The 25,026-nt window shown below is 49.6% G+C and carries 21 protein-coding genes; 13 read left to right on the top strand and 8 right to left on the bottom strand.

Features of this window, described 5'->3' with window-relative positions; translation table 11 throughout:
* Window positions 1-8 precede the first annotated feature (8 nt).
* Window positions 9-755: a transcriptional regulator gene (locus ACO0LM_RS08470; RefSeq protein WP_423036077.1), complete on the bottom strand. Its 747-nt coding sequence runs from the start codon at window positions 753-755 to the stop codon at window positions 9-11.
* Window positions 756-901: 146 nt separating this feature from the next.
* Here ACO0LM_RS08470 and ACO0LM_RS08465 point away from each other — a divergent pair, with 146 nt between their 5' ends.
* From ACO0LM_RS08465 to ACO0LM_RS08455, 3 genes are all read left to right on the top strand, one after another.
* Window positions 902-1,741, top strand: a complete 840-nt coding sequence (locus ACO0LM_RS08465; protein ID WP_423036075.1) for a hypothetical protein — start codon at window positions 902-904, stop codon at window positions 1,739-1,741.
* Window positions 1,742-1,817: 76 nt separating this feature from the next.
* On the top strand, window positions 1,818-2,624 hold the full coding sequence (locus ACO0LM_RS08460) for a TatD family hydrolase (protein WP_423036073.1): 807 nt from the start codon (window positions 1,818-1,820) through the stop codon (window positions 2,622-2,624).
* A gap of 15 nt (window positions 2,625-2,639) precedes the next feature.
* Window positions 2,640-5,180, top strand: coding sequence for a DNA internalization-related competence protein ComEC/Rec2 (locus ACO0LM_RS08455; RefSeq protein WP_423036071.1), 2,541 nt, complete (start codon window positions 2,640-2,642; stop codon window positions 5,178-5,180).
* Window positions 5,181-5,381: 201 nt separating this feature from the next.
* Here the strand turns inward: ACO0LM_RS08455 and ACO0LM_RS08450 are convergent, their stop codons facing one another.
* Genes ACO0LM_RS08450 through ACO0LM_RS08440 form a run of 3 tightly spaced genes read right to left on the bottom strand, consistent with a single transcriptional unit; the run spans window position 5,382 to window position 8,515 of the window.
* Window positions 5,382-5,843 (bottom strand): hypothetical protein, encoded by a 462-nt coding sequence (locus ACO0LM_RS08450; protein ID WP_423036069.1) that lies wholly within the window; start codon window positions 5,841-5,843, stop codon window positions 5,382-5,384.
* A gap of 43 nt (window positions 5,844-5,886) precedes the next feature.
* Window positions 5,887-6,573, bottom strand: coding sequence for a potassium channel family protein (locus ACO0LM_RS08445; protein WP_423036067.1), 687 nt, complete (start codon window positions 6,571-6,573; stop codon window positions 5,887-5,889).
* A 52-nt stretch (window positions 6,574-6,625) separates the two neighbouring features.
* A complete protein-coding gene (locus ACO0LM_RS08440) occupies window positions 6,626-8,515 on the bottom strand; it encodes an ATP-binding protein (protein ID WP_423036065.1) in 1,890 nt (629 codons plus the stop codon).
* An 82-nt stretch (window positions 8,516-8,597) separates the two neighbouring features.
* On the opposite strand from ACO0LM_RS08440, the gene ACO0LM_RS08435 reads away from it, so the two are divergent.
* From ACO0LM_RS08435 to ACO0LM_RS08400, 8 genes are all read left to right on the top strand, one after another.
* Window positions 8,598-8,894, top strand: a complete 297-nt coding sequence (locus ACO0LM_RS08435) for a hypothetical protein (protein WP_423036063.1) — start codon at window positions 8,598-8,600, stop codon at window positions 8,892-8,894.
* A gap of 12 nt (window positions 8,895-8,906) precedes the next feature.
* On the top strand, window positions 8,907-9,716 hold the full coding sequence (locus ACO0LM_RS08430; RefSeq protein ID WP_423036061.1) for an alpha/beta fold hydrolase: 810 nt from the start codon (window positions 8,907-8,909) through the stop codon (window positions 9,714-9,716).
* A gap of 73 nt (window positions 9,717-9,789) precedes the next feature.
* The gene (locus ACO0LM_RS08425; protein ID WP_423036059.1) at window positions 9,790-10,740 is read left to right on the top strand and encodes a lipid A-modifier LpxR family protein; all 951 of its coding nucleotides are present in this window, start codon (window positions 9,790-9,792) and stop codon (window positions 10,738-10,740) included.
* Between the two features lie 107 nt (window positions 10,741-10,847).
* The gene (locus ACO0LM_RS08420) at window positions 10,848-12,491 is read left to right on the top strand and encodes a CTP synthase (protein WP_423036057.1); all 1,644 of its coding nucleotides are present in this window, start codon (window positions 10,848-10,850) and stop codon (window positions 12,489-12,491) included.
* Window positions 12,492-12,858: 367 nt separating this feature from the next.
* The gene (gene eno, locus ACO0LM_RS08415) at window positions 12,859-14,142 is read left to right on the top strand and encodes a phosphopyruvate hydratase (RefSeq protein ID WP_423036055.1); all 1,284 of its coding nucleotides are present in this window, start codon (window positions 12,859-12,861) and stop codon (window positions 14,140-14,142) included.
* 80 nt (window positions 14,143-14,222) lie between these two features.
* Window positions 14,223-14,549 (top strand): cell division protein FtsB, encoded by a 327-nt coding sequence (gene ftsB, locus ACO0LM_RS08410; protein ID WP_423036053.1) that lies wholly within the window; start codon window positions 14,223-14,225, stop codon window positions 14,547-14,549.
* Window positions 14,550-14,796: 247 nt separating this feature from the next.
* The gene (locus ACO0LM_RS08405) at window positions 14,797-17,178 is read left to right on the top strand and encodes a hypothetical protein (RefSeq protein ID WP_423036051.1); all 2,382 of its coding nucleotides are present in this window, start codon (window positions 14,797-14,799) and stop codon (window positions 17,176-17,178) included.
* Window positions 17,179-17,239: 61 nt separating this feature from the next.
* A complete protein-coding gene (locus ACO0LM_RS08400; protein WP_423036049.1) occupies window positions 17,240-18,352 on the top strand; it encodes a hypothetical protein in 1,113 nt (370 codons plus the stop codon).
* 35 nt (window positions 18,353-18,387) lie between these two features.
* Here the strand turns inward: ACO0LM_RS08400 and ACO0LM_RS08395 are convergent, their stop codons facing one another.
* Genes ACO0LM_RS08395 through ACO0LM_RS08380 form a run of 4 tightly spaced genes read right to left on the bottom strand, consistent with a single transcriptional unit; the run spans window position 18,388 to window position 21,800 of the window.
* On the bottom strand, window positions 18,388-19,098 hold the full coding sequence (locus ACO0LM_RS08395; RefSeq protein WP_423036047.1) for an ABC transporter ATP-binding protein: 711 nt from the start codon (window positions 19,096-19,098) through the stop codon (window positions 18,388-18,390).
* A complete protein-coding gene (locus ACO0LM_RS08390) occupies window positions 19,095-19,892 on the bottom strand; it encodes an ABC transporter ATP-binding protein (protein ID WP_423036045.1) in 798 nt (265 codons plus the stop codon). Before ACO0LM_RS08390 ends, ACO0LM_RS08395 begins: the two co-directional genes overlap by 4 nt.
* Complete coding sequence (locus tag ACO0LM_RS08385) at window positions 19,889-20,860, bottom strand: branched-chain amino acid ABC transporter permease (protein ID WP_423036043.1); 972 nt, start codon at window positions 20,858-20,860, stop codon at window positions 19,889-19,891. Before ACO0LM_RS08385 ends, ACO0LM_RS08390 begins: the two co-directional genes overlap by 4 nt.
* A gap of 19 nt (window positions 20,861-20,879) precedes the next feature.
* On the bottom strand, window positions 20,880-21,800 hold the full coding sequence (locus tag ACO0LM_RS08380) for a branched-chain amino acid ABC transporter permease (protein ID WP_423036041.1): 921 nt from the start codon (window positions 21,798-21,800) through the stop codon (window positions 20,880-20,882).
* 219 nt (window positions 21,801-22,019) lie between these two features.
* Between ACO0LM_RS08380 and ACO0LM_RS08375 the strand changes: the two genes are divergently transcribed.
* Both ACO0LM_RS08375 and ACO0LM_RS08370 read left to right on the top strand, forming a co-directional pair.
* Complete coding sequence (locus tag ACO0LM_RS08375) at window positions 22,020-23,654, top strand: benzoate-CoA ligase family protein (RefSeq protein WP_423036039.1); 1,635 nt, start codon at window positions 22,020-22,022, stop codon at window positions 23,652-23,654.
* Window positions 23,655-23,792: 138 nt separating this feature from the next.
* On the top strand, window positions 23,793-24,992 hold the full coding sequence (locus ACO0LM_RS08370) for an ABC transporter substrate-binding protein (protein ID WP_423036037.1): 1,200 nt from the start codon (window positions 23,793-23,795) through the stop codon (window positions 24,990-24,992).
* Window positions 24,993-25,026 lie beyond the last annotated feature (34 nt).

Genomic DNA, 25,026 nt, shown 5'->3' with positions numbered 1-25,026 from the left:
AAATCCTGTCAATGCTTCTTGCGCAAAGCCGTAAAACTGGCAGGTTCCCATTCCCGCATTGCCATGAGCAGGCCAGTGCCACACCTTTTCTTCAAGGGGCTGGCCAGGCTTTCTGTATGCAGCTCTGCAAAACTCTGTTTCAACTGGCGCAATTCGGCATGAAATTTCTGCATTGCCGGTTCAGTCAGCATGCCATGCAGGAAATACATGGATTCATTTTCCTGATGGAATGCGGCTTTCAGAAAATCCGGCATACCACTTTCGCGAAAATATTCACGTATGGGGCCGTGGACCAGCCAGTCAAAGTCACGGGCGACATTCAATCGTATGCGGTTGCCCGGTAATACGCTGATCAGTTGTAGCTTGTCCAGCCTCAGCAGCTTGCTCAGACATTCGGTTTCACTGATCTGATACACCCGCAAGATATCTTCAAATTGCCAGTGGTTGATGGCACATACCGCGACCAGTAAGAGTTTGCTGTCAGACACCAGTTCTTTTTCCTGCGCCACGCTCAGTGTATGGATGCGCGCATTGCTGGCATTGGCTTCCTGCGTGATTTCCATCAGGCTGAAACCCAGGAAATGACACAACTGCGCCAGCCGCTCTACGCTCATAGAGGCGCCATTCTCGACACTGAGCAGCCGTTTGATACTGGCTTCGGATAAATCCAGCGCCAGTGCAACATCCCGGTAGGTCTTGCCTTGCTGTTTAAGCTGGAATTTGATGCTGTTCAGAATTTGCCGGATTTCAGTCATGATCGTCGTTATCTCGATAAGAGAATGAATGGTGGCAGAAAATAATACTTTTGTCAGTATGGTTCGCTACTTTTCGATAAGGAGTTTCATTTTTCTATCCTTCTGGGCAAGCTAGCTGCTTTGCTACTGAAGAACAGGTGAAATAAATGGAAACCCCTGCAGTTCGTACAGTTCATACCGTGCATGCATCGCATACCTTACGTCCATCTCAATTGACAACTGCCTTGCCCTGGGCAATTATCGCGCTCGCGGTAGTCGCCATGCTGGTACACGGGCCCATTTTGCAATTCGCGCATTATCATGATTTTGCTGATCAATCGGCATGGATGGGCATCTCGCATGCCATAGATGTCTTGTCGAATATCGGTTTTGCCCTGGTAGCGCTAGCCGGTGTGGTGGTGCTGATTGAACAATTCAGGCAAGGTGGTGCAGACAGGGCTTTTCCTGCCCTTTGCGTGTTTGTGCTGGCTTTGCTGGCAACGACCATAGGGTCAAGCTATTATCATCTGGCCCCGGACGATGCCCGCCTGTTTTGGGACCGTCTGCCGATAGCACTGGCTTGTTGCAGCCTGCTGGCGGGAGTGCGGGCCGACAATCTGCCCGGCATGGATGCCAGGCGTGCTTTGACCGAACTGACAGTGCTCTTGTTCGCCGGTTTTGCCTCTGTATTGTGGTGGCAGCACTCGGGTGATTTGCGCCCTTATTTGCTGCTACAGCTCTTGAGTCTGATACTGATACCCGTATGGCAGGCCATATGGGGCAGCGTACGCCAGACCAGGTTACTGTTTGGTTGTGCCATGCTGCTGTACGTAGTTGCAAAAGTGACTGAGCTGCTGGACGCTGAAATACTACGTGCCTTGCACATCGTCAGCGGTCATAGCCTCAAACATTTGCTGGCAGCGGCAGCAGCCGGTTTGATCGTGTTTGATTTGCGCTCAAAACAGAGCAGGCGCGATGTTCTGACGCAGGGAAATACAAAAAACTGAAGGATTCTGGCAATCTGCTTCATAATCGCAGGGGAAGATTGGCAGTTTCATTTTTAAACCAACCCTGACTGATTTTATGTGGATAGATACACACTGTCACCTCGACGCCGCTGAATTTGGCGGCACCTCGCTACAGGTGGCCGAACAGGCTGCCCAGGCTGGTGTGACAGGCATCGTGGTGCCAGCCGTGCATAAAAGCAATTTCGAGACGGTGATACAGCTTGGCCAGCAGCGTAGTGACTGTTTTTATGCGCTGGGCATACATCCCATGTATGTTCCCACGTCCAAAGAAGAAGACTTGCTGCTCTTGCGTCAAAAAGTCGATAGTCTGATGGCTGGCGAAGATGCCGACCAAAAACTGGTCGCCATAGGTGAAATCGGCCTGGATTATTTTGTGCCTGCCCTGACCGAAAGTCCGCTGCGGGAAAAACAGGAATATTTCTATGTTGAGCAACTTAAAATTGCCCGCGATTTTGATTTGCCGGTCTTGCTGCATGTACGCCGTTCGCAAGACATCATACTCAAGCACTTGCGTCGTATCAAAGTCCGTGGCGGGATAGCCCATGCCTTCAACGGCAGCCAGCAACAGGCAGAGGCATTTATCGCCCTGGGATTCAAGCTGGGCTTCGGCGGTGCCATGACCTTCACCCGTGCCTTGCAAATACGGCGTCTGGCAAGCGAACTACCGCTGGAGAGCATAGTCCTGGAAACCGACGCGCCAGATATCCCACCCCATTGGCTGACTGCCGGTGCCAACAGTCCATCCCAATTGCCGCAGATAGGCAACGTGCTGGCAGAATTGCGTCAGATGGACAAGGCGCAACTGGCGGCTGCCACCAGTGCCAATGCGCTGGATATCTTGCCTCGCATGCAAAGGGCATAAATCGTGCGGGCGGTGATGTTGGGCCTGGTAGTCGGCGTCGCCTTATTGCAGCAACAGGCGCGTTTATTGAGTTGGACCTCACTGCTGATAGTCGCTGGCGTATCGACTTGCGCCTGCATGCTGTCATACCGATTTTCGTCTTCCGAACGCCTGCGTTTACCCGCACGCACCAGTCTGGCTGTCGTGCTTGGCTTTGTCTGGGCCAGCGGTTTTGCCCAAGTATATCTGAGTGAATCTTTGCCCGTAGAATGGGAAAACAAAGACATCGTGCTGATTGGTACGGTAGATAGTTTGCCATTTCGTTTTGAGCAGGGCGTACGTTTTAATTTTGCTGTTGAGCAGGTCATTACCGACGGTATGGCGGATCACAAAGACTGGCCTTCCAAACTGACTTTGTCCTGGTATGGCAGTGAACGCGGCATGGACCGCAGTGCAGGTCAAAATACAGGTCAAAGTGCAGCTCAAAGTGTAGGTCACGGTGTTGATCACAATGCTGATAGCGATGGTCAGGATGCCGATAGCAATGCCGCAGGAAAGGCGGCAGATATCCAGCCGGGCGAACGCTGGCAATTGCGGGTGCGGCTGAAGCGCCCGCACGGCAATGCCAACCCTTACGGTTTTGACTACGAAGCCTGGTTATTAGAGCAAAGACTGCGCGCCACTGGCACGGTCCGGCCAGAAACCCAGGTTGTGAAAAACCGGCGGCTCGACGCCTTTGTCTGGAGTGTGGGGAATGTGATCGAGTTGTGGCGAGCCCGTTTGCGTGACCGTATTCATGCCGCACTGCCAGACCATCCGTATGCGGGGGTGCTGGTGGCATTGGTGGTGGGAGATCAACGGGAAATTCCCCAATCCGACTGGACCGTATTTAATCGTGCCGGTATCGGTCATCTGATCAGTATCTCCGGCCTGCATATCACCATGGTCGCCGGCCTGTTTGCCACATTGATTTATTACTTGTGGCGACATTCTTTTTTCTTCAGCATGGCCACACCTTTACCCTTGCGCCTGCCGGCGCAAAAAGCAGCGGCGCTGGCGGGTGCTGCCATGGCGCTGCTCTATGTTGCGCTGGCCGGGTTTGGGGTGCCAGCGCAAAGAACCATGTTCATGCTGATCGTGGTGGCGCTGGCGGTCTGGCATGGGCGGATAAGCCAGTTTTCTTCGATACTCTGTCTGGCGCTGGGGAGTGTGGTTGTGCTTGATCCCTGGGCGGTATTGTCACCAGGCTTCTGGTTATCTTTTTCTGCTGTAGCCATGATCGTGTTTGCCAGTGATGGTTATCTGCATCAAAAGCAGGCTGAGCAAGATACCACTGCCCTACGTAAGACCTTGTTTGAAACGCTGCCGGATGTATTGCGGACAGCGGGCCTGACGCAATACGCCGTGACGGTTGGCCTGGTTCCCCTGACCATGCTCTTGTTTGGGCAAATTTCATTGATCAGTCCACTGGCAAATGCGATTGCGATACCGCTGGTCAGTTTTATTGTGACACCATTGGCGCTGTTGGGCAGTGTCATGCCTGCTCCTCTGTCAGCCTGGCTATTGCGACTTGCCCATGTTTTTGTTGATCTGTTGGCCCGCTTGCTGACTTATCTGAGTGCTTATCCGCTGGCGGTGTGGAATGCGCCTTTACCGTCATTCTGGATGTTTTGCCTGGCCATGCTGGGTGCAGTCTGGTTGCTGGCACCCAGGGGTTGGCCCATGCGCTGGCTGGGTGTGCTGTGTTGTCTGCCACTGTTTTTTCAGACACCGGCAACACCGGCTGAAGGGGAATTGCAAGTGACTGCGCTGGATATTGGGCAGGGCATGGCGCTGTTGCTGGAAACCTCGCAGCATCGCCTGCTCTACGATACCGGCCCCACGTATTCGCCCGAATCGGACAGTGGCAGCAGGGTGATTTTGCCGTATCTGCATGCACGTGGCATCAATAAGCTGGATGGCATGATGGTGTCGCACAATGACAGCGATCATTCCGGCGGCGCACTCACTATACTTAAGCAATTGCCGGTGGATGTGGTAAGAAGTTCATTGCATCTGGATAGCCCCATCGTTCAGGCAGCCAGCAAACATCAGCGTTGTGAAGCAGGGCAACAATGGGATTGGGATGGTGTGCACTTTGAAATACTGCAACCTGTGTCTGCCAGTTATGACAGCAACAAATGGAAGCCGAACGCACGCAGTTGTGTGTTGCGGGTATCGACGGCCCGGTATTCCATGCTGTTGCCAGGCGATATTGAGGCAATTCAGGAAGATGAACTGGTCAACATGATTCCACAAAAACTGCCCGCCGATGTCTTGCTGGCACCGCATCATGGCAGCGGCACTTCATCCACACCGGCATTTTTACGCGCCGTGCATCCGGCACTTGCGGTTTTCCAGGTCGGTTACCTGAACCGCTACCATCATCCCAAGACAGAGGTGTATGCGCGCTATGCTGATTTTGGAATAAAACGTCTAAGAAGCGACGAATCAGGTGCAATCACATTACAATTTGGCGCATCATTGACGACTTCACAATTCAGACAGGAAAATGCGCGTTACTGGTTTGACCGGTAATGACTTGCAGATATGTGAATGGGGTGACTTTTTATTTAGAAAAAATTTAGCCTAAGCTAGATTGAATTTTTCCTCATTTGGTAAATAAGTATTTCTAAATCGCTCGCTAATTGATATTACTTCATTAAGGATCACCGCTGCCAAGTATGCATTGGAAAATGCCTAGCTTGCAGTAGCTCAGACTTGTCCTGACAACGAGTGTTACCGCCTCACGGGTAGATTCAATTTTTTACGAATATTTTTAATTGAAGTTTCTAAACCCGGAAATTTGAGATTGCCGCCGGAAAGTGTCCATGCTCCTGTCGCGATAACTGCTACAACAAATATTGCAAGCGGCACCGCAACAAATGTTATATCTATGGGATTTCTGCGATGAATGTCGGCGATGTCGAGATCATGTTCGGGTGGCAGTTCCTTGAGTGCTAGATTGGCAAGATCGGGTCGGCTAATGCCATGTTTATATTTAGATTCTATTCGTGCAACAATAAGATCTATTTCTCCTGAATTAATTTCGCTGGAAGATACGTAGGAGGCACTAAAAATTTGGTCGAGCGCCGCAACATACATGGCCCTAAATAGGTACATAAAATGTGAAAAATCAGCAGCATGGAAATCCTCTTTTTGGGTCGAGATTTCAATTATTATTTTCTCTCTAGTAGGCAATTAATGCTCCTTATTAGTGGTTCATGTATGTGGTCATGAATTGTTATCCTTCGTCGCACTGGTTCTTGTTCGTGGCCAACCCCAAGCTTGTATATACTGTAAACGATACAAGGGCCAGCGTCATACCACAGAAAAGCTGAAAAATAACAAGTATCTGTGTGACCCAGTGTTTTGGGCTGATATCTCCATACCCTAAAGTTGTCATGGTTGCGCCACTGAAATATATGGCTTCGATAATCGACTGAAATTGGAAGTTTCCTTCGCCACCCTTAAAAAAACAATCAGGAAGAATGTAGTAAAGAAGACCAAATCCAACTAAGAGTTCTACGTAACTTTTCAACGCAAGCTCAAGCCGTTTACCATAGGTTAGATTGGTTGACGACTTATTTCCGTCCATTTTAGAAACCGCATCGCGAAGAAAGGCGATAAAAATTTCTGCAGCGCGAGAAAAAATAAGTGGACCAACGATATACAGGAAAATTTTCTTTATTATAATTGCTTGTGCTACATCGAGAAAACCCGGGTACAGAACAATGCCTATTACAAAAGCGAAAGCTAATGTGACCGAAAGATATAATAGGTTATATCTGGTAATGATAGTTGCCAACTTTTCCTCAGAGTCGCCATTTTTTCTGAATTTGTTTTTAGTTAATTCTGCAATTTTAAATGTTGGAGAAATCCAAAATAAAAAAGATGTCTTTATTGCAATATTTTCTTGAGAGGATTTCATTTTATTTTTCTGATTAATAACTACCGAATTTAAAAAGGTAATGTTAGAGCACTTACTTTGTCGTCATGTCAGTCAGGCGATAAGATTCTTGTTTCATCGCTGATCGTAGAATTTCCAAAAAAGTATGATTCCGAGATTGCGCATCAGAAACTATTGCATCGAATGACATTGCAAAGATTGGAGTTGGTACTATCGTCCCGTTGGACCGTTCCGTAGGAAATTCCTGATAATAGACTTTCCCCTTAGAAAAGAGGGTTGCCCATTTTTGTTGTCTCAAACTTCTTGCGAACGAATCACTAATTTGTAGAATCGCATAGTACCAAATTCGTTGTATATTGGGACAGTGTTCGGCAAGCTTATGGGCGCGCTCTAAAAGCTGATTAATTGCATACTGGTTTTCTTTTTCATCATCGGTTTTCTTTTTGATTTCGATAACTACTACGTCAACAGGTGTAGAGTTTTTTGGGTCAGATGAGAATATCATCGCGATATCGGGTCGGCCATTTTCACCAGAGACTTTTTCATCACCCAGGCTAATGGCAGCAATTACTTCTCCCATGCGCGCTTCGCTCAATATTGTGCGAAATGTCATGAATTTGTCGTCGAGTAGCCAAGCATTGTTTTGATATATGTCGTTGACAATGGAATCTTGATGAAAATTTTCCCACCGAGGAACAATTAGATTATGTATTTCATCTTCGGTGTTGTCTGAGGTCATCGCCTTCATTTTTGCGATAATTTTTTCGCGATAGAGGATATATTCTGTTAATGTCCGTGCGGATGCTTCCAAAGACTTTTCATAAATCAAATCGGTCATATTTTCACACTGCAAAATCTCCTTCTGGACTTTGAAGAATTTCTGTTGTGCGGTGTTTAATGCATCTTCACTATTAATTAAGCCAATTGAGGAGCGTTCAAAATAACCTAACAGATGAGGAAATTGTTTTTCAAATTTCTTCTCTGTGATTTCATTTTTCTTATAAATTTCTGGGATTCTCTCTGCTAAGATTAATCCAATTTCGCGGCGCAAAGTTGAGTTAAGCGCACTTTCTGAAATTCCTTCAGACAGAATAAGTTTTTGCCTTGATGTGTCCGCGCTCGCTTCAAAGAGCTCCGATGAAAAAATAAAGACAGCAGAGTTTCCATAAGGGATCGATGATGACTCCAAGAGGTTTATTGTAATTGTTCTGCCATCGATACTTAAAGCCGTTTGCAGATGCGCTGCGGACGAAGTATCAGATTTTACGTAAAAATACATGTCAATATGTGAATGCGCATCAACGGTTTCATCCAAGATTCGTTTGTGCTCCATTATTGGGAGATCGCTGGATGAAATGGTGACATTGCTTGAGAAGAATTCCTTTTGAGAATTGCTTTCTTGAGTGTCGAGCTTAATGCTGATCTTGAAATCCAAATTTCTGTCGCGTAAGAGATTTAACGTCAACAGGAAGTGGGATATTATTTTTTCTTTGAGGCTTCCTGGCCTCAAATCGTCATAGGATTTGACCTTGTCTTTGATGAAATTCTTGAAAACTAAATTGGTATTATTCTTATTGAGTGGGCTATTTAGTTTTTTAATTTCTGACCTGCCATCGAATTTCTCTTTGAATATGAAAGTTCTTCGATAATTTCCCCATTCACTAGTAATTGCGACACTTTCGAAATAATTCAGAAAAACTAGCCTGCCAATCCCTTTGTGAAAGCCATCTTTTGGCTTCAGCAATGTCTTAAATCTCTCGAAGCTCTCGTCTGTAAAACCTCGTCCATTATCTTTAATCGTAATGTTTAGTGTCTCGGACGCTGTAAAGGCTTGGATTGAGACGATTATTTCGATTTCAGTAGCACCTGCATCCAAGGCATTTGCGATAGCTTCAAAATAGACAAGTGCCAAAGATGGATTGGGGAAAAATAGTTTAATTGCACTAGAGGTTTCGATGTCCATTTTTATGTACCGTTGTTTGCCTATCTTTGCATTAATCTCAGACCCATTAAGATGGGAAATGCAAAACTATGGCTGATTTCACTTGGTGGGCCTGATCTTCCAAAGCACAAGAATAACCGAATTTGAACATGTACGATATGACAACAACCTTTTAATACCGGCATTCCCGCAAGCGGTGCATCCGGCACTTGCGGTTTTCCAGGTCGGGTACCTGAACCGCTACCATCATCCCAAGACAGAGGTGTATGCGCGCTATGCTGATTTTGGAATAAAACGTCTAAGAAGCGACGAATCAGGTGCAATCACATTACAATTTGGCGCATCATTGACGACTTCACAATTCAGACAGGAAAATGCGCGTTACTGGTTTGACCGGTAATGACTTGCAGTTATGAGCGAACTTACCCTAAAACCCTTGCTTCATTTTGTCCACGGCAATAGCTTCCCTTCAGGTACCTACAACATGTTCCTGGACCATTTGCGCAGTCATTATGATGTGCATGCGACCGATATGGTAGGACATAACCCTGCTTATCCCGTCAGGGATGGCTGGAAGCATCTGGTGCAGGAACTGATCGACACCTTGCAGCAGTCGTATTCGCAGCCTGTTATTTTGGTCGGTCATTCTCTGGGCGGGATTTTGTCACTGATGGCGGCACGCGCCAGGCCTGATCTGGTGCGTTGTGTAGTGGTGCTGGATTCGCCAGTGTTGGCGGGCTGGCGTGCCATGCTCTTGCGTTCGTTTAAAATATTGGGGCTGGACAGGAAGTTTTCGCCCGCCCGTTTTTCAGAAAAACGCCGTCATATCTGGAAGAATGAAGAAGAGGCCTATCAGCATTTCGCTTCCAAGGAAATGTTTGCCATCTGGCCACCCCAGGTCTTGCGTGACTATATGCGGGCAGGCTTGAAACCCCATCCTGAAGGCGTCACCCTGCGTTTTACGCGGGAAGTTGAAACTGCCATCTATCGTAGCTTGCCACATGGTTTGGGGCGCCTGTTGCGTCGACCACCCACCATGCCCATAGGTTTTGTCGGTGGCACCGAATCCATAGAATGCCGTCAGGCAGGGCCGGTAGCGACCAAAAAATTAATGGGTGATAATTACGTATTAATAGAAGGCGGGCATTTGATCCCGCTGGAAGTGCCGGCAGCTACGGCTGCGGCCGTGCATTCCATGATTACCGGCTTTCATTTAAAGTAAGCCGGGTTTGTGAGCGGCCCTGATTCGACTAGTTTTTGCACCCCTGTGCAGTTTTTCTAAGGTTTTCTTATTCATGAGCTATTCACCGCATATCGCTGGCATTGCCAAGTTCTCGTTGCTGTTGGCCGCATTGTTGGCCCGTCCGGTACTGGCCGATGCTGGCATGCCATCCTGGGATGAATTCAAGCAGGTCAGGCAAACTGGCAAGACCGTCTTGCAGCTTGATATCGACAATGACAGCCTGTTGCTAAAAAAAGATGACGGTTTCTATACCAGCGGCAATCGCATAGGACAGACGACTACACAGGCAGATGCCTTGCAGTCGCTGACGTATGGCTGGCGCTTTGGGCAGGATTTGTATACTGCTTCGGACATCAAACTCTTGCCACGCCAGATTGCAAAAATAGACCATCCCTATGCTGGCTGGCTATATGCAGGCATGTTCCGCGAAAAAAGCGAAGCGACCGGCAAAAGCCTGAAACTGGGCCTGGACCTGGGTTGCCTGGGCCCTTGCGCTGGCGGCGAATGGTCACAGACGCATTTGCACCGTCTCATCAATCAACCCTTGCCACAAGGCTGGAGTACCCAGGTCAGGAATGAATGGGGGATGGTATTGACCGGTGAATTTTCACCAGGGCGCTTGCTGCCTTTTAGTGGCGTTGATGTGGCACCTCGTTTCAAAGGCCATTTCGGCAATATATTTACCGATGCCGGTGCCGAATTGTTATTCCGTGCCGGTAGCCTGAATACCTTGCCCGAGCAGGCGGCGAATTATGGTTTCCTGCGTACAGAAGTGAAGGCAGTTGCCTATAACGCCAGCATACAGGGTGGCTATTTCAACAAACAGGCGAACGCAGTCAGCCCCAAAACCATGGTGGGGGAAGTGGAAATTGGTTATCTGTGGCGTAATGACCAATATGGGCTTTCTGCCTCCATCATCCGTCGCAGTAATGAAATCCGGGAATTAAGTAATGGACAGGGCGCACAAAATTTTGCCAGACTGCAATTCTTTTATGCCATGTAAAAGCAGGCATCCTGTTTTCCCTTGATTTGCTGGCGGGAATTCGCGCATTCACGGCTTAGTGATGTATAATTCGAATTTCCCGCTTGTGCCGTTCGGCACCTTCTGCAATGACTAAGTTTGTATTCGTTACGGGGGGCGTAGTCTCCTCATTGGGCAAAGGCATTGCCGCTGCCTCTCTCGCTGCGATTCTCGAATCGCGCGGCCTCAAAGTCACTATGCTTAAACTGGATCCGTATATCAACGTTGATCCAGGTACCATGAGCCCTTTCCAGCACGGCGAAGTATTCGTTACCGACGATGGTGCCGAAACTGATCTGGATCTGGGTCACTATGAGCGCTTCATTACGGCCAAAATGAAAAAGGTGAATAATTTCACTACTGGCCAGATTTATGAATCCGTTATCCGCAAAGAACGCCGTGGCGAATACCTGGGCAAGACTGTGCAGGTCATCCCGCACATCACCAATGAAATCCAGGAATTCATCCATCGTGGCGCTGCCGGTGCAGATGTTGCTCTGGTTGAAATCGGTGGTACTGTTGGCGATATCGAATCCCTGCCTTTCCTGGAAGCAGCACGTCAATTGAGTCTGCGTGCCGGTCGCAATGCAGCGGCCTTCGTTCATCTGACACTGGTCCCCTATGTTGCCGCTGCCGGTGAACTGAAAACCAAACCTACCCAGCACAGCGTACAAAAACTGCGCGAAATCGGTATCTTCCCGGATGCCTTGCTGTGTCGTGCTGACCGTCCTATCCCGGATGATGAGCGTGCCAAAATCTCGCTGTTTGCCAATGTGCCTGAAGAGGCCGTGATTTCTGTATGGGATGCTGACACCATCTATAAGATTCCACAGATGTTGCATGATCAGGGCCTGGATAAAATCGTCTGCGATAAATTGGGCCTGTCACCAAAACCAGCCGACCTGACCATGTGGGACAAGTTGATCTATGCGCTGGAAAACCCGAAAGAAGAAGTCACTATCGGTATGGTCGGCAAATATGTAGACCTGACAGAATCCTATAAATCCCTCACAGAAGCCTTGCGCCATGCCGGTATCCATACCGAAAGCCGGGTGAATATCGAGTACGTGGATTCTGAAGAAATTGAAGCCCATGGTACCAAGTCGCTGGAAAAATACGATGCCATCCTGGTGCCGGGTGGTTTCGGCAAGCGCGGTGTCGAAGGCAAGATCATGGCAGCCCGTTATGCCCGTGAAAGCAAGATCCCTTACTTGGGCATCTGCCTGGGTATGCAGGTCGCATTGATTGAATATGCACGTAACAAGGCCGGTCTGAGCGTGGCAAATTCCACCGAATTTGATGCGGAAACCGAACAGCCTGTGGTGGCCCTGATCAATGAGTGGCAAAACCATGACGGTAAAGTGGAAACACGCGACGAAAATTCTGATCTGGGTGGCACTATGCGCCTGGGTGCGCAAACCTGCGCTATTCGCCCCGGTACACTGGCCTCAGAAATCTATGGCAATGTCGTGACCGAGCGTCATCGTCATCGTTATGAAGCAAATAACCATTACCTTGGTCGCGTAGAGGCTGCCGGCCTGATCGTTTCTGCCCGTACACCGACAGAAGATTTGTGTGAAATCATGGAATTGCCGCGTGACGTACATCCATGGTACCTAGGCGTGCAATACCACCCGGAATTCAAATCCACGCCGCGGGATGGCCACCCTTTGTTTATCTCGTTTGCCAAGGCAGCTATTGCGCATAAAAATGCGCTGGCCAGCAAGGATTGAAGTAGTTGTTGGCCACGTTGTTGCTGTGTGACGCAGTGTGTGCAATGTGATTGCGTGGTCAGAAAGATGGGTTCCTGGAATCCGGTTCTGGATTTGTCGTGTGATGGAAGTCACCTCCCTGCTTACCAGAGCGGGGAGGTAAAAAGTAAGGTTCTGTCGAATTTATCGAACTAGTGGAATTTAACAGCCCACTAAGATCGTAAACAGGTTCTAAGTTGGTGGTGTATTACCTGCACCATCATCTTGCCAGTATCAAAAATCATATGCAGCTTTATTTGCCTGCAGGCCGTATCCGGTCAGCAGACGCAGACACAAGTCAGATTCGTTTTTACTTTGTTCGCAATATTGATTGTTTTAGGAGAATTGAATGAGTGCCATCGTTGACATTATCGGTCGTGAAATCCTGGATTCACGCGGTAACCCAACTGTTGAATGTGATGTCCTGCTGGAATCCGGTGTCATGGGTCGTGCTGCTGTGCCTTCTGGTGCATCAACCGGTTCCCGCGAAGCGATAGAGTTGCGTGATGGCGACAAATCCCGCTATCTGGGCAAAGGCGTGTTGAAAGCCTGTGAACATATCAATACAGAAATCGCCGAAGCCATCATGGGTCTGGATGCCAATGAACAGGCTTTCCTCGATCGTACCCTGATTGATCTGGACGGTACTGAAAACAAGAGTCGCCTCGGTGCGAATGCCATGCTGGCCGTTTCCATGGCAGTAGCAAAAGCCGCTGCAGAAGAAGCAGGTCTGCCGCTGTACCGTTATTTCGGCGGTTCTGGTGCCATGCAATTGCCAGTGCCAATGATGAATGTCATCAATGGTGGTGCACATGCTGATAATAATCTGGATATTCAGGAATTCATGATTATCCCGGTGGGTGCGCCAACTTTCCGTGAAGCAGTTCGTTACGGTGCAGAAGTTTTCCATGCCCTGAAAAAAATCCTGCATGACAAGGGTTTGACGACAGCGGTCGGTGACGAAGGTGGTTTTGCCCCTTCGGTTGATAACCACGAATCAGCGATCAAACTGATTATTCAGGCGATTGAAGCGGCCGGTTATGAACCAGGTACACAAATCGCACTTGGCCTCGATTGCGCCGCCAGCGAATTCTACAAAGACGGTAAATATCATCTGGAAGGCGAGGGTCTGACCCTGTCTTCCACCGATTTCACCAACCTGCTAGCTACCTGGGTAGACAAATATCCTATCATCTCCATCGAAGATGGCATGGCGGAAGGTGACTGGGACGGTTGGGCTATCCTGACTGAAAAACTGGGCAAGAAAATCCAGATCGTTGGTGATGACCTGTTCGTTACCAATACCAAGATCCTGAAAGAAGGCATACAAAAAGGTATCGCCAACTCCATCCTGATCAAGATCAATCAGATCGGTACCCTGACCGAGACTTTTGCCGCAATTGAAATGGCCAAGCGTGCCGGTTACACAGCAGTGATCTCGCATCGCTCCGGTGAAACGGAAGACAGCACGATTGCAGATATCGCCGTTGGCACCAATGCCCTGCAGATCAAGACCGGTTCGCTGTCTCGTTCTGACCGTATGGCAAAGTACAATCAATTGCTGCGTATTGAAGAAGATTTGGGTGAAATTGCCAGCTACCCTGGTCGTGACGCCTTCTACAACCTGAAGTAATTTAGTTTTGTGAAAAAGGGGGAACGCCGTTCCCCTTTTTTCTTCTGAGTGACCAGTTTTGAACCGATAGCCTTACGCCTGTGCGTTTAATAGCTCTTTCCTTTGCTGCGTTGTTGCTGCTGATCCAGTACCCCTTGTGGCTGGGTAAGGGAGGATGGCTGCGCGTTTGGGAACTGGACCGGCAGGTATCGCAAGTCAAGGCCAATAACGATAAACTGAAAGAACGCAACGGCAAGCTGGAATCTGAAGTGCAGGATTTGAAAAACGGCACCGATGCCGTCGAAGAACGTGCCCGCTTTGAATTGGGTATGATCAAGAAGAACGAAATTTTCGTCCAGATATTGGACTCGAATGCCGTCATGCCAAACAAGCCTGATCACCCTGTTCAGGAAACACCGAAGCCTTAAGCAGGCTTTTTGAAGTGATATTGCGTTCAACTCGCGTCAATCACATTCTTTCGCATTCATTGTCCAATCTATTTGCAAGCTTATTTGCAATGATTCTTGATTGATTAGGCGACAAGACGCTTTTTTCAATGTTAGAATCGCAATTCTTTTATTTTTACAGTTCGTTACAAGTTCTTTTGCGCAGCCATGAATGCAGCTGCCGCTTAATTAGTTGCCTGTGCGACGGACTCTTATCCGGCATTCACTCATGAACAAAATCAATCGTCCTGTTATTGCTACCAGCCTGCTTGTGCTGGTATTGGCTCTGAGCGCCTGTGGTGGTGGATCGTCCACCCCGACGGCATCCAATGCGACCTCTGCGATAGCTGCCAATAGCAGTCGCCAGTTCAATGGTCTGGCAGCAAAAGGCAGAATTACTGGCGCACGTGTGCAAGCTTTTTCACTTGATGCATCCGGTAAAAAAGTGGGCGCAGCTTTTGCCGATACCACTACAGGTAGTGATGGCGGCTACACGATTTCCATTCCTGCTGGCAGTTCCAGTTTTTTGATTGAAGTCGGTACGGCACCTGGCGCCTTCATGTATGACGAAGCTACTCAGGCCAATTTGCCTTTTCCTGATGAGTTGAAATTGCGCAGCGTGGTCAGGCAGGGTGCCAATCCTGAACTCGTGTATTGGGGCAGTGTTACACCTTTGACAGAATTGATTGTGCAGGCCGCAGAAAAAGCCGGTGGCCTGACTGCCAGCAATATTGATCGTGCCAGGGCTGGTGTGCAGGCGCTGCTGGGTTTCGATCCGCAAAGGGTAGCGGTGGTTCAGACTACCAGCGATAACGCGGTGGATGCGTATGTCGATGAAAAACTGCAGGCCCTCAGCCTGACGGCCATTTCTCAATTGGCGCTGGACAAGGCATTTTCATGCAATGCTGATAGCCAGGGCAAGCGTGTTGTCTGTGTCGTCAGCCAGATCGCCAATGCCGGCAAGCTTGAGGGCAATACCTTTCTGTTCAATGAAGATGTGCGCCTTGCATTGCGTTCTGCACTGGAAAAAGTGACTGCTAACGACAATGTCAATAAATCTGGTAAAACCTCGGTGGACGGGGTCAGCACTTTCATCAGTGGCAATTTGCCGGCACCTCCTCCCGAGACAGACAAGGTAGCGGCAACCCGGCAGTTCTTTTCCAGCCTGCGCAACAATATTTACTCGCTGACGAACGGGCAGCAAAACGGCGCCATCGACATGCGTCTGAATGCAGTCAAGGCTGACTTTGAAAAAGCCAGTGCACCTATGGACAAGGACTTGTTGATCTGGTCGAAAACGCTAACGGAAGGCATCGATCAATTTAATAAGTTCAAGGCTGGCACCAGCAAGGATACATCGGTTAATGGCTTGTTTTATGGTGCCACGGCCTTATGGAGTGGTTATCAGAATGTGGGTAATCTGGGTGATTGCAGCGTCATGCGTGACCAGGAGAACGTTGCGCGCACGCCAGCAGAAGCGCTGGGCCTGGAATGCCGTTTTTCTCGTGTCGTGCTGCCGGGTACCTTTAAAGCCAGTTATCGCTATCAGGTGGAATGGGTAGAAATCATTGACCGCGTGTGGCTGGAACCTGTCGCCGGTGATACAGGAAAGTTTAGTTACAAGTCTGAACTGGTACAGCAAAAGACTGTGTTTGGCTGGAATCAGGATAAATTTGATTTCATCAGGATACCAGCCAATGATGCCAATGCAACGGTCATCAGCGGCTATTCCACGAATGCATTTACCGGCCAGATCAGTTATGCCATGCAAGGCAAGAATGTGACTGCGCTGATGGTGGATGGCTTGATGCCACCGCGTACCGACGGCAGTGGCAAATTGCTGACTGACTTTGAAAGCTGGAACTTGCGTGTGGATCGCAATGACACAGCTGACGGTTTTTATCGATATGATTTTAGTGGTGAACTCAAGTCCTATGTATCAAGCCAGGTCAGCTCCAGACTGGCCATAGAAAAGGGTTCCTATGCCAAAGTGAGCCTGGACAGCAGCGGCAAGCTGGCTAAATTTGGCGCGAAGGAATTCGCCCTGCTGATTACAGGTGAAGCAGGCAAGAGCAAGGTGCATGGAGAATTGAAGCTGTCGAATGCCTCTGTCGACAAAAATGGGCTGAACTATGCGCCAAACCGGGTCGATTTTACCGGCGTGATCAGCAATAGCACAGGCCTGGCTAGCGCACTGGAATTTTTTAACGGCAAGTTAAGCGTGGAACGTTTTGGCTATACCAGCTTTGACAATAGCAAACCTGAATCTGCAGGCAATTTTGCCCGCACCTCAGCCGCGATTGTTGGTGTGATACAGCTACCTGATCGCCCACCGTTGATGCTGAACGTCAGTGGTAGTAGTGATGCTTTCAATACCAGCGGTATTTTCGCGCAATATGATGATGGCAGTAATGTCATTAATGCCAATCTGACGGAGAGTCCGGGCAAGACCAGAGTGCTGCGTGTCAGCAGTGCTTCTGGCGTGTCCTTTGATTTGTATGGCAGCAATCAAGTGGCTGACATCCTGAAAGATGGTGCCAAGGTCGGCTGGCTGGATTTGAAGGCAGGCCGCATCAGTTATGTCGATGGCAGTTTTGAATCCATAAAGTAAGTTGAATTTTTTCAGAGTATGCCCGCTGTATCTCAGCGGGCTATTTTTTTGAGTGTATTCCATGTTCTTATCCAGACTGACCCTAGTGCTAGGCACGGCTTTGCTTGCTCATCAGGCCTATGCCATGGATGAACTGTTGCCGCAAAAGAACGATGACGGCTGGCGTAGCTTTGCCAATATTGATCTGTGGGAAGCGTCAGATTTTATGCCTAGCCGCAAAATAGAGGGAGACTGGAGTGGAGACTTTTCGCCTAAAGAAGGTCAAAATGTAAGTCTGCGTCGCTACCGTGCAGAGTTGGGCTTGTCTTATAAAGAATGGCGTTTGAATCTGGAGGCCCGTCAGGAAGGCATGTTGAAAGCCAGCGCATCTACCCTGGCATTTGTGAAAGCGTATAAGCAGAGTGGTTTGCCGCAACAGGCAGTCAGCTACCAACTTGGGGCGCAGATGGAAAGCTGGTCAGGCTTTGGTTTGCGGGCAGGGCGCTGGTTCAGCCTGGGTGGTGAGTATCAGCCGCGCTTCTTTGCCAGTGTCGTGTATTACATGAAGCCGCAATACCGCTCGGCACAGGCAACAGGGGCTGCCAGTTATGTCGATAATCAGCACTACAGTTTTTCTGCGACCGAACTGGATGTCAATAGCCGCTACCAATACCTGTTTCAGCAATTTGAACCTGAGGCCAAAGGTTATAGCTCCGGTATGGCCATGGATTGGCAAATCAATCCGGCTTGGCGCATGCAATACCAGCTTGAAGATGCATTCAACCGTCTGGCTTGGCAGAATTTGCCTGAACTGCAGCAAAGCCTGAGTTCTGCCGTCGTGCGATATGACAACAAGGGCTATTTGAACTATCAGCCTTTGCTGCAAGGCGTAAACCGCCAAAGGACCCGCTCAGTCTCGGTGCCGCAAACACATACAGCGCGCCTTGCCTACCAAAGCCAGCAGTGGGAATTTGCCGCGCAAGTCCGGCATTTTTATGGCGTTAATCTGCCGACCCTGAGTGTCGCCAATGACTCAGCCTATGGTCGCTTTGAAGCCAGTTTTGATACGCGCTATAAATCAGTTGGTATAGGCTGGAGTAATCAGTTCGTGGGGGTGCATTTGCAGACAGATAATCCGAATTTGAGTAGTGCCAAAGTGCTTGGTGTGGGTGCGCAAGTACATTACAAGTTCTGAACTGCGGCACTTAAATCTGCGGCACTTAAATTTTTTTACACGCCCACATATTTTTGCCAGGTCTCTGGTGACTGCGTCAAGCTTCCGCTATTGCCATGCCAGACTATCTTGCCGCGCTCCATGATGTTGTGCTGATCGGCCAGGGGGATGAGTTTTTCTACATACTTGTCGATGACCAATGTGGTTTGTCCCTGATCACGTAGTTTTCTCAGACAGGCCCAGATTTCTTCGCGCACCAGTGGCGATAAACCTTCCGTTGCTTCATCCAGTATCAGCAGGTGCGGGTTGGTCATCAATGCGCGTGAGATAGCCAGCATTTGCTGTTCACCACCAGATAACTGATTGCCCATATTGCCGGCACGTTCTGCCAGCCGTGGAAAGAGCTGGTAAATTTCTTTCAGGCTCCACGGTGTCTTGCTGTTGTTGCGATTGGCGGCAAAGGCGACCAGGTTTTCCTTGACGGTCAGGTTGGGGAATATTTGCCTGCCTTCCGGCACCAGGGCAATGCCCATCCTGGCAATTTTATCCGTCGACATTTTTTCTATGCGTTGCCCCATGAAACTGATATTGCCGCTGTGCGCTGGCGTCAAGCCCAGTATCGAACGCAAGGTCGTGGTCTTGCCGGCGCCATTGCGACCCAGCAGGCTGGCAACTTCACCCTGACGGATGTGCAGGTCTATCCCAAACAAGACCTGGCTATGACCATAGGCGGTGGCGATGTGCTCGACTTCCAGTATGGTCTTCATGCAAACTCCTTGAGTGGCGCACTTAGCTTGTCACCGATCATTTCATTGCCGCTCATTTCATCACCAAGATAAGCTTTCTTGACTTCCGGATTTTGGCGTATCTGTTCTGCCGTGCCGGTCGCAATGATGGCACCTGCCACCAAAACAGAAATGCGATCAGCCAGCTTGAAGACGGCATCCATATCATGCTCGATCAAAATCACGGCAGCCTTGCCGCGCAGGGCTGCAATCAACCCCAGCATCTTGCCTGATTCTTCATGTCCTGTGCCTGCCATGGGTTCGTCCAGCAACAGCAGTTTGGGTTGTGTTGCCAGCGTCAGTCCCAGTTCCAACTGACGCTGCTCACCATGCGCTAATTCACAGGCCTTGTTGTTGCATACTTGTGCCAGTCCTATATCGCTGGCTAGTTGCCGGGCTTGTTCAAAAAGTGCCTTGTCATCTATCGCCTTGCGCCAGAAACGCATGCTGCTGCCAGAGTGCGCCTGTAGCGCCAGGCTCAGGTTATCGATGACAGTATATGACGGGAAGATATTCGTGATCTGGTAAGAGCGTGCCAACCCAAGCTTGGCCCGTTCATGCATGCTGAGGGCGGTAACATCGACACCATTGAAAATGATCTGCCCCTGATTGGGGGCAATGGCCCCAGATATCTGGTGTATCAGTGTAGTCTTGCCTGCACCATTCGGGCCTATGATGGCATGGATTTCGCCGGGTAATATATCCAGGCTCAGCTCATTGGTCGCCACCAGGCCGCCATAGCGTTTGACCAAGCCATTTAGCTGCAAAACACTCATGCCTGATCCCCTTGTGGTTTTTTTGTTGGCATGAATTTTTGCGGCACGCTGGCCAGACCATTCGGCAAGAGCATGACGACCAGCAGCAAGATAATGCCCAGATATAGTTGCCAGTGTATGGTGTAGCCAGACAGAGTTTCTTCCAGCATCAGCATGACCACGGCACCCAGGATGCCGCCCGACAGATAGCCAACACCACCCAGTATCACCATCACCATCAGGCTGCCGGATTGGGTCCAGTGTAAAAGATTCGGGCTGACCAGCATGTTCTGGTTTGCCAGCAGGGCACCGGCCAGGCTGGCGATGCTACCGGCAATCGCAAAGCACAGCAGTTTGTAGCGAAACACTGGGTAGCCTATGGCTTCCATACGCGTTTCATTTTCCTTGATGGCTTGAATCACCCGTCCAAAACGGGAATTGATGAGCTGGTACAGGATGAACAGAAATGCGGCGCAAATAGCCAGCACCAGATAGTAAAAATGACTGTCATTTGTCATATCCAGACCAGTGACTGAACGTTGCGCCAGACTTAGACCATCGTCACCGCCATAATTTTTTAATGACACAAACAGAAAGTACAGCATCTGCGCGAATGCCAGCGTGATCATGATGAAGTACACGCCGCGCGTTCTGAGTGAGACACTGCCTATTGCCAGTGCCAGCACAAAGCCAGTCAGCATCGCCGCCGGCCAACTGATCCAGGCAGATGTGACTCCATGCTGCATCAGTATGCCCACCACATAAGCACCACTGCCAAAGAAGGCAGCATGCCCCAGGCTGATCATGCCGCCAAAACCCAGTATCAGGTTCAGGCTGCTGGCCACCAGGGCGAAAATCATCAATCGGCTTAACAAACCTATATAAAATTCCTGGGCGAAGTAAGTCGCCAGCAGGGGGAAGGCAATCAGCAGACACAGGATGCCAATGCCGGACTTGCGCGAAATAGTGTGATGTAGGCTGCTCTGCATGATCGCCCTTTTTTGTTATTTAGCCACGTGCAGGGAACAGGCCCTGGGGTTTGTAAAACAGCACGGCTGCCATCAATACATAAATCAGTATTGATGCCAGGGCAGGGCCGAGGTTGGCGGCCATCTCCAGCGGCATCAACAATTTCAATGCACCGGGTAGCAAGGTTTTACTTAAGGTGTCAACCAGCCCCACCAGCAATGCGCCTACCAGTGCCCCGCGTATCGAGCCTATGCCACCGATGACAATAACCACAAACGCTAATATCAGGATGCTTTCGCCCATGCCCACCTGTACCGCCAGTATCGAACCGAGCAGGGCACCCGCGATGGCGCACAGGGCTGCGCCAAAGGCAAACAGCAGGGTGAATACCAGCTTGATATTGATGCCCATGGTGATCGCCATTTCACGGTTCGAGGCGCCGGCCCGCACCAGCATGCCGATGCGGGTTTTGCTGACGACAAAATACAGCAGACCAGCAACAGCCAGCCCGGTGGCGATAATGAACAGACGGAAAGAAGAATAAAAAAAGTCAGGCAGCAACTCCACTGGTTGCGCCAGTTGCGGCGGTATATTCAGCATCAGCGGCTGCGCGCCCCAGATCATGCGCGCGCCTTCATTGAATATCAGTATCAATGCAAAGGTCGCCAGCACATGGGACAAATGATCGCGCTGGTATAAGTGCCGGAAAATCACAAGCTCCAGTATCACCCCCAGCAGTGCGGTCGCCACCACCGCCGCCAGCAAGCCCAGCCAGAAAGAACCTGTCAGGCCGGTAAAGCTGGCAGCAAAATAGGCACCCGCCATATACAGAGAGCCATGCGCGAGATTGATGAAATCCATGATGCCAAAGATCAGCGTCAGGCCCGCCGCCAGCAGGAAAAGCATGAGACCAAATTGCAGGCCGTTTAAGCCATGTTCCAGTAAAAGCGTGATGTTCATTCCCTGATCCCTAATTCCTGATGATACAGATATGAAATTACTTTAGGTCTAAAATATACTATACATGTCGCAAGTGCAGATATTTTCTTTATGGAAATCTGAATTTTGATACGAAAAAACACTTTACCAAAAAATAGTTTAGGTTTAAAGTAGTTTGGTGTTTTCAGGGTTTACTGTATCAATATTGATTACTGCAACACACCCTAAGCCGGAGAAGAAATGAATTCAACTGCCCGACCAGTATCTGCCCACCTGGATACCTTTGCTTTTGATCATCTGCCTCCACGCGAGCAATGGCCTGAACTGGTTTTTTCTTTGCCTGAATTACAATATCCTGAACGACTGAATTGTGTCGCCGACTTGCTCGACAAAATGTGTGCATCTGACCATGCAGGCAGTATCGCCATTCGTAACCAGACTGAAAGCTGGACCTATTCCCATTTGCTGGCAACCGTCAATCGCATTGCCCATGTCTTGCTGGAAGATATGCATTTGCAAGCTGGTAACAGGGTCTTGTTGCGCGGTGCCAATAACCCCATGATGGCGGCCAGTGTATTGGCCGTCATCAAGGCGGGTTGCATTGCTGTTCCCACCATGCCGCTATTGCGTGCAAAAGAATTGGGTGTGATTGCCAATAAGGCTGAAATCGCTGCTGCCTTGTGTTCGGACAATCTGCGCGAAGAGATGGAGTTGGCGGTGCAAGCCAATCCTATATTGACGCAGGTCATCTACTTCAATCATCAGGGTGACGACGGTCTGGAAGCGCTGATGGCTGACAAATCACCTGAATTTGCTGCTGTCGATACCCTGGCCGAAGATGTCTGCCTGATCAGTTTTACCTCTGGCACTACCGGCATGCCCAAGGGCACCATGCATTTTCACAGGGATGTATTGGCAATCTGTGATTGTTTTCCGCGTTCTACCTTGAAGTCTGCGCAAGATGATGTCTTCATCGGTACGCCGCCACTGGCATTTACATTTGGCCTGGGTGGCTTGCTGTTATTCCCCTTGCGCGTCGGTGCGACAGCGGTCTTGCTGGAAAAACTGACGCCAGAATCCTTGTTGAAAACCATTGCCGATTTCAAGGCCACAGTGTGTTTTACAGCACCGACTTTTTATCGCCAGATGGCACCCTTGGCCAGGAATTTCGATCTGTCCAGTCTGAAGAAAACTGTCTCCGCTGGCGAAGCCTTGCCTGCATCAACACGTGAAGCCTGGCGGCAAGCGACGGGCCTGGTCATGATAGACGGCATAGGTGCAACCGAAATGCTGCATATCTTTATCTCTGCCGCCGGCGATGCCACCAGGGCAGGGGCGACCGGCAAGCCCATACCAGGTTACCAGGCATGCATATTTGACGAACAGGGTGACATCGCTGGCCCCGGCGTGGTTGGCCGCCTGGCAGTCAAGGGGCCGACAGGTTGCCGCTACCTGGCCGACGACAGGCAAAAGAAGTATGTGCATCAAGGCTGGAACCTGACAGGTGATGCCTATGAAATGGATGCAGACGGTTATTTCTGGTATCGCGCCCGCACCGATGACATGATCATTTCTGCCGGCTACAACATCGCCGGGCCGGAAGTGGAAGAGGTTTTGCTGAAACATCCAGCGGTTGCAGAATGTGCAGTCATAGGCCTGGCTGACGAAGAGCGTGGCCAGATCGTCAAAGCTTTTGTGGTCTTGAAAGCAGATGCGCAGGCATCGGCAGCATTGAGCAAGGAAATCCAGGATTTCGTCAAAAATAGCATTGCCCCCTATAAGTACCCGCGCGCCATAGAATTCATGACGAGTTTACCCAGAACTGAAACCGGAAAATTGCAACGCTATAAGTTGCGTATTCCTGCTGCCAGCTAAATATCACTTATAGGACTTACGCAAAACTGCCCCAAAGCGTTGCAGCCCCTCTCCTAGGAGCCGTGTACTAAAGTACTGTCTTCGTCGCTACGCCTTGCTGGAACAATTTTGCGTAAGTCCTATTATGAAGTTTCGCCCATGCCCATTAACCCGAAGGAGACGCCCGTGAAAAAGACCTTGCTGTGTTTATTGTTGTCCAGTATTGCTGCGACCAATGCTACCAACGCTTTTGCCGCAGACAAAGTCAAAGTGGGCATGGTCACCACCTTGTCTGGGGCGGGTGCTGGTCTCGGTGTGGATATACGCGATGGCTTTTCCCTGGCCATGAAACATCTGGACAATAAATTCGGCAATTTGCCAGTCGAAGTCATTACAGGTGATGATCAGCAAAATCCCGATGCGGCCAAACAACTGGTGGACAAGCTTATCAAGAAAGACAAGGTCGATTTAATGACCGGTATCGTGTTTTCCAATTTGATGCTGGCTGTCGGGCCGACAATTTTCAACGCCAAGATCCATTACATCAGCGCCAATGCCGGGCCTTCTCAATACGCAGGCGAGCAATGCAATCCCTATTTCTTTAATGTGGCCTGGCAAAATGACAGCCTGCATGAGGCAGTCGGCAAGCAAGTCAATGACAAGGGTTTTAAAAATGTCGCCTTGGTGGCACCTAATTATCCGGCAGGCAAAGATGCGCTGACGGGTTTCAAGCGCTATTACAAGGGCAAGGTTGCTGATGAGATTTATACCAAGCTTGGTCAACTCGATTATGCAACTGAACTGGCGCAGATACGTGGCCTGAAACCGGATGCCGTGTACATCTTCCTGCCGGGTGGCATGGGCATCAATTTCATCAAACAGTTTGTGGATGCCGGTTTGTCCCGGAGTACACAACTCTTCGGGCCGGGTTTTTCTGCCGATGAAGACATCATCAAGGCAGTCGGCGCACCCATGCTGGGCATGTTCAATGCATCGCAGTGGGGGCACGACATGGATACTCCGCAAAACAAACGTTTCGTTGCCGACTTCCAGAAAGAATATGGCCGCCTGCCATCCCTGTATGCATCGCAAGGCTATGACGCAGCTATGCTGATGGACAGTGCCGTGCGCGGCGTCAAAGGCAAGATAGAAGACAAGGATGCATTGGGCAAGGCCATCAAGGCTGCCAATTTCAAATCAGTACGGGGGGACTTCAAGTTCAACAGCAATCATTACCCGATACAAAATTATTATGCACGCATCATCAGCAAGGATGCGCAGGGCAGGGTTACCAACAAAACGCTGAGTGCTGTATTTACCAATCACCCGGATGCCTATGTGGCGTCCTGCAAAATGTAATAGACAAGCAGGCGTAAAAAGCTGGTTGCTGATT

This window comes from Undibacterium sp. Di26W (genome assembly GCF_049340265.1).
In the GTDB taxonomy this organism is placed as follows: domain Bacteria; phylum Pseudomonadota; class Gammaproteobacteria; order Burkholderiales; family Burkholderiaceae_D; genus Undibacterium.
This window is presented reverse-complemented; position numbering and strand designations above follow the sequence as displayed.

Excerpts from the sequence above, each read along its gene's own strand:
- ACO0LM_RS08470 (WP_423036077.1), bottom strand. The coding sequence starts at position 755 with ATGACTGAAATCCGGCAAATTCTGAACAGCATCAAATTCCAGCTTAAA.
- ACO0LM_RS08465 (WP_423036075.1), top strand. The coding sequence starts at position 902 with ATGGAAACCCCTGCAGTTCGTACAGTTCATACCGTGCATGCATCGCAT.
- ACO0LM_RS08460 (WP_423036073.1), top strand. The coding sequence starts at position 1,818 with ATGTGGATAGATACACACTGTCACCTCGACGCCGCTGAATTTGGCGGC.
- ACO0LM_RS08455 (WP_423036071.1), top strand. The coding sequence starts at position 2,640 with ATGTTGGGCCTGGTAGTCGGCGTCGCCTTATTGCAGCAACAGGCGCGT.
- ACO0LM_RS08445 (WP_423036067.1), bottom strand. The coding sequence starts at position 6,573 with ATGAAATCCTCTCAAGAAAATATTGCAATAAAGACATCTTTTTTATTT.
- ACO0LM_RS08440 (WP_423036065.1), bottom strand. The coding sequence starts at position 8,515 with ATGGACATCGAAACCTCTAGTGCAATTAAACTATTTTTCCCCAATCCA.
- ACO0LM_RS08430 (WP_423036061.1), top strand. The coding sequence starts at position 8,907 with ATGAGCGAACTTACCCTAAAACCCTTGCTTCATTTTGTCCACGGCAAT.
- ACO0LM_RS08425 (WP_423036059.1), top strand. The coding sequence starts at position 9,790 with ATGAGCTATTCACCGCATATCGCTGGCATTGCCAAGTTCTCGTTGCTG.
- ACO0LM_RS08420 (WP_423036057.1), top strand. The coding sequence starts at position 10,848 with ATGACTAAGTTTGTATTCGTTACGGGGGGCGTAGTCTCCTCATTGGGC.
- eno (WP_423036055.1), top strand. The coding sequence starts at position 12,859 with ATGAGTGCCATCGTTGACATTATCGGTCGTGAAATCCTGGATTCACGC.
- ACO0LM_RS08405 (WP_423036051.1), top strand. The coding sequence starts at position 14,797 with ATGAACAAAATCAATCGTCCTGTTATTGCTACCAGCCTGCTTGTGCTG.
- ACO0LM_RS08400 (WP_423036049.1), top strand. The coding sequence starts at position 17,240 with ATGTTCTTATCCAGACTGACCCTAGTGCTAGGCACGGCTTTGCTTGCT.
- ACO0LM_RS08395 (WP_423036047.1), bottom strand. The coding sequence starts at position 19,098 with ATGAAGACCATACTGGAAGTCGAGCACATCGCCACCGCCTATGGTCAT.
- ACO0LM_RS08390 (WP_423036045.1), bottom strand. The coding sequence starts at position 19,892 with ATGAGTGTTTTGCAGCTAAATGGCTTGGTCAAACGCTATGGCGGCCTG.
- ACO0LM_RS08385 (WP_423036043.1), bottom strand. The coding sequence starts at position 20,860 with ATGCAGAGCAGCCTACATCACACTATTTCGCGCAAGTCCGGCATTGGC.
- ACO0LM_RS08380 (WP_423036041.1), bottom strand. The coding sequence starts at position 21,800 with ATGAACATCACGCTTTTACTGGAACATGGCTTAAACGGCCTGCAATTT.
- ACO0LM_RS08375 (WP_423036039.1), top strand. The coding sequence starts at position 22,020 with ATGAATTCAACTGCCCGACCAGTATCTGCCCACCTGGATACCTTTGCT.
- ACO0LM_RS08370 (WP_423036037.1), top strand. The coding sequence starts at position 23,793 with ATGCCCATTAACCCGAAGGAGACGCCCGTGAAAAAGACCTTGCTGTGT.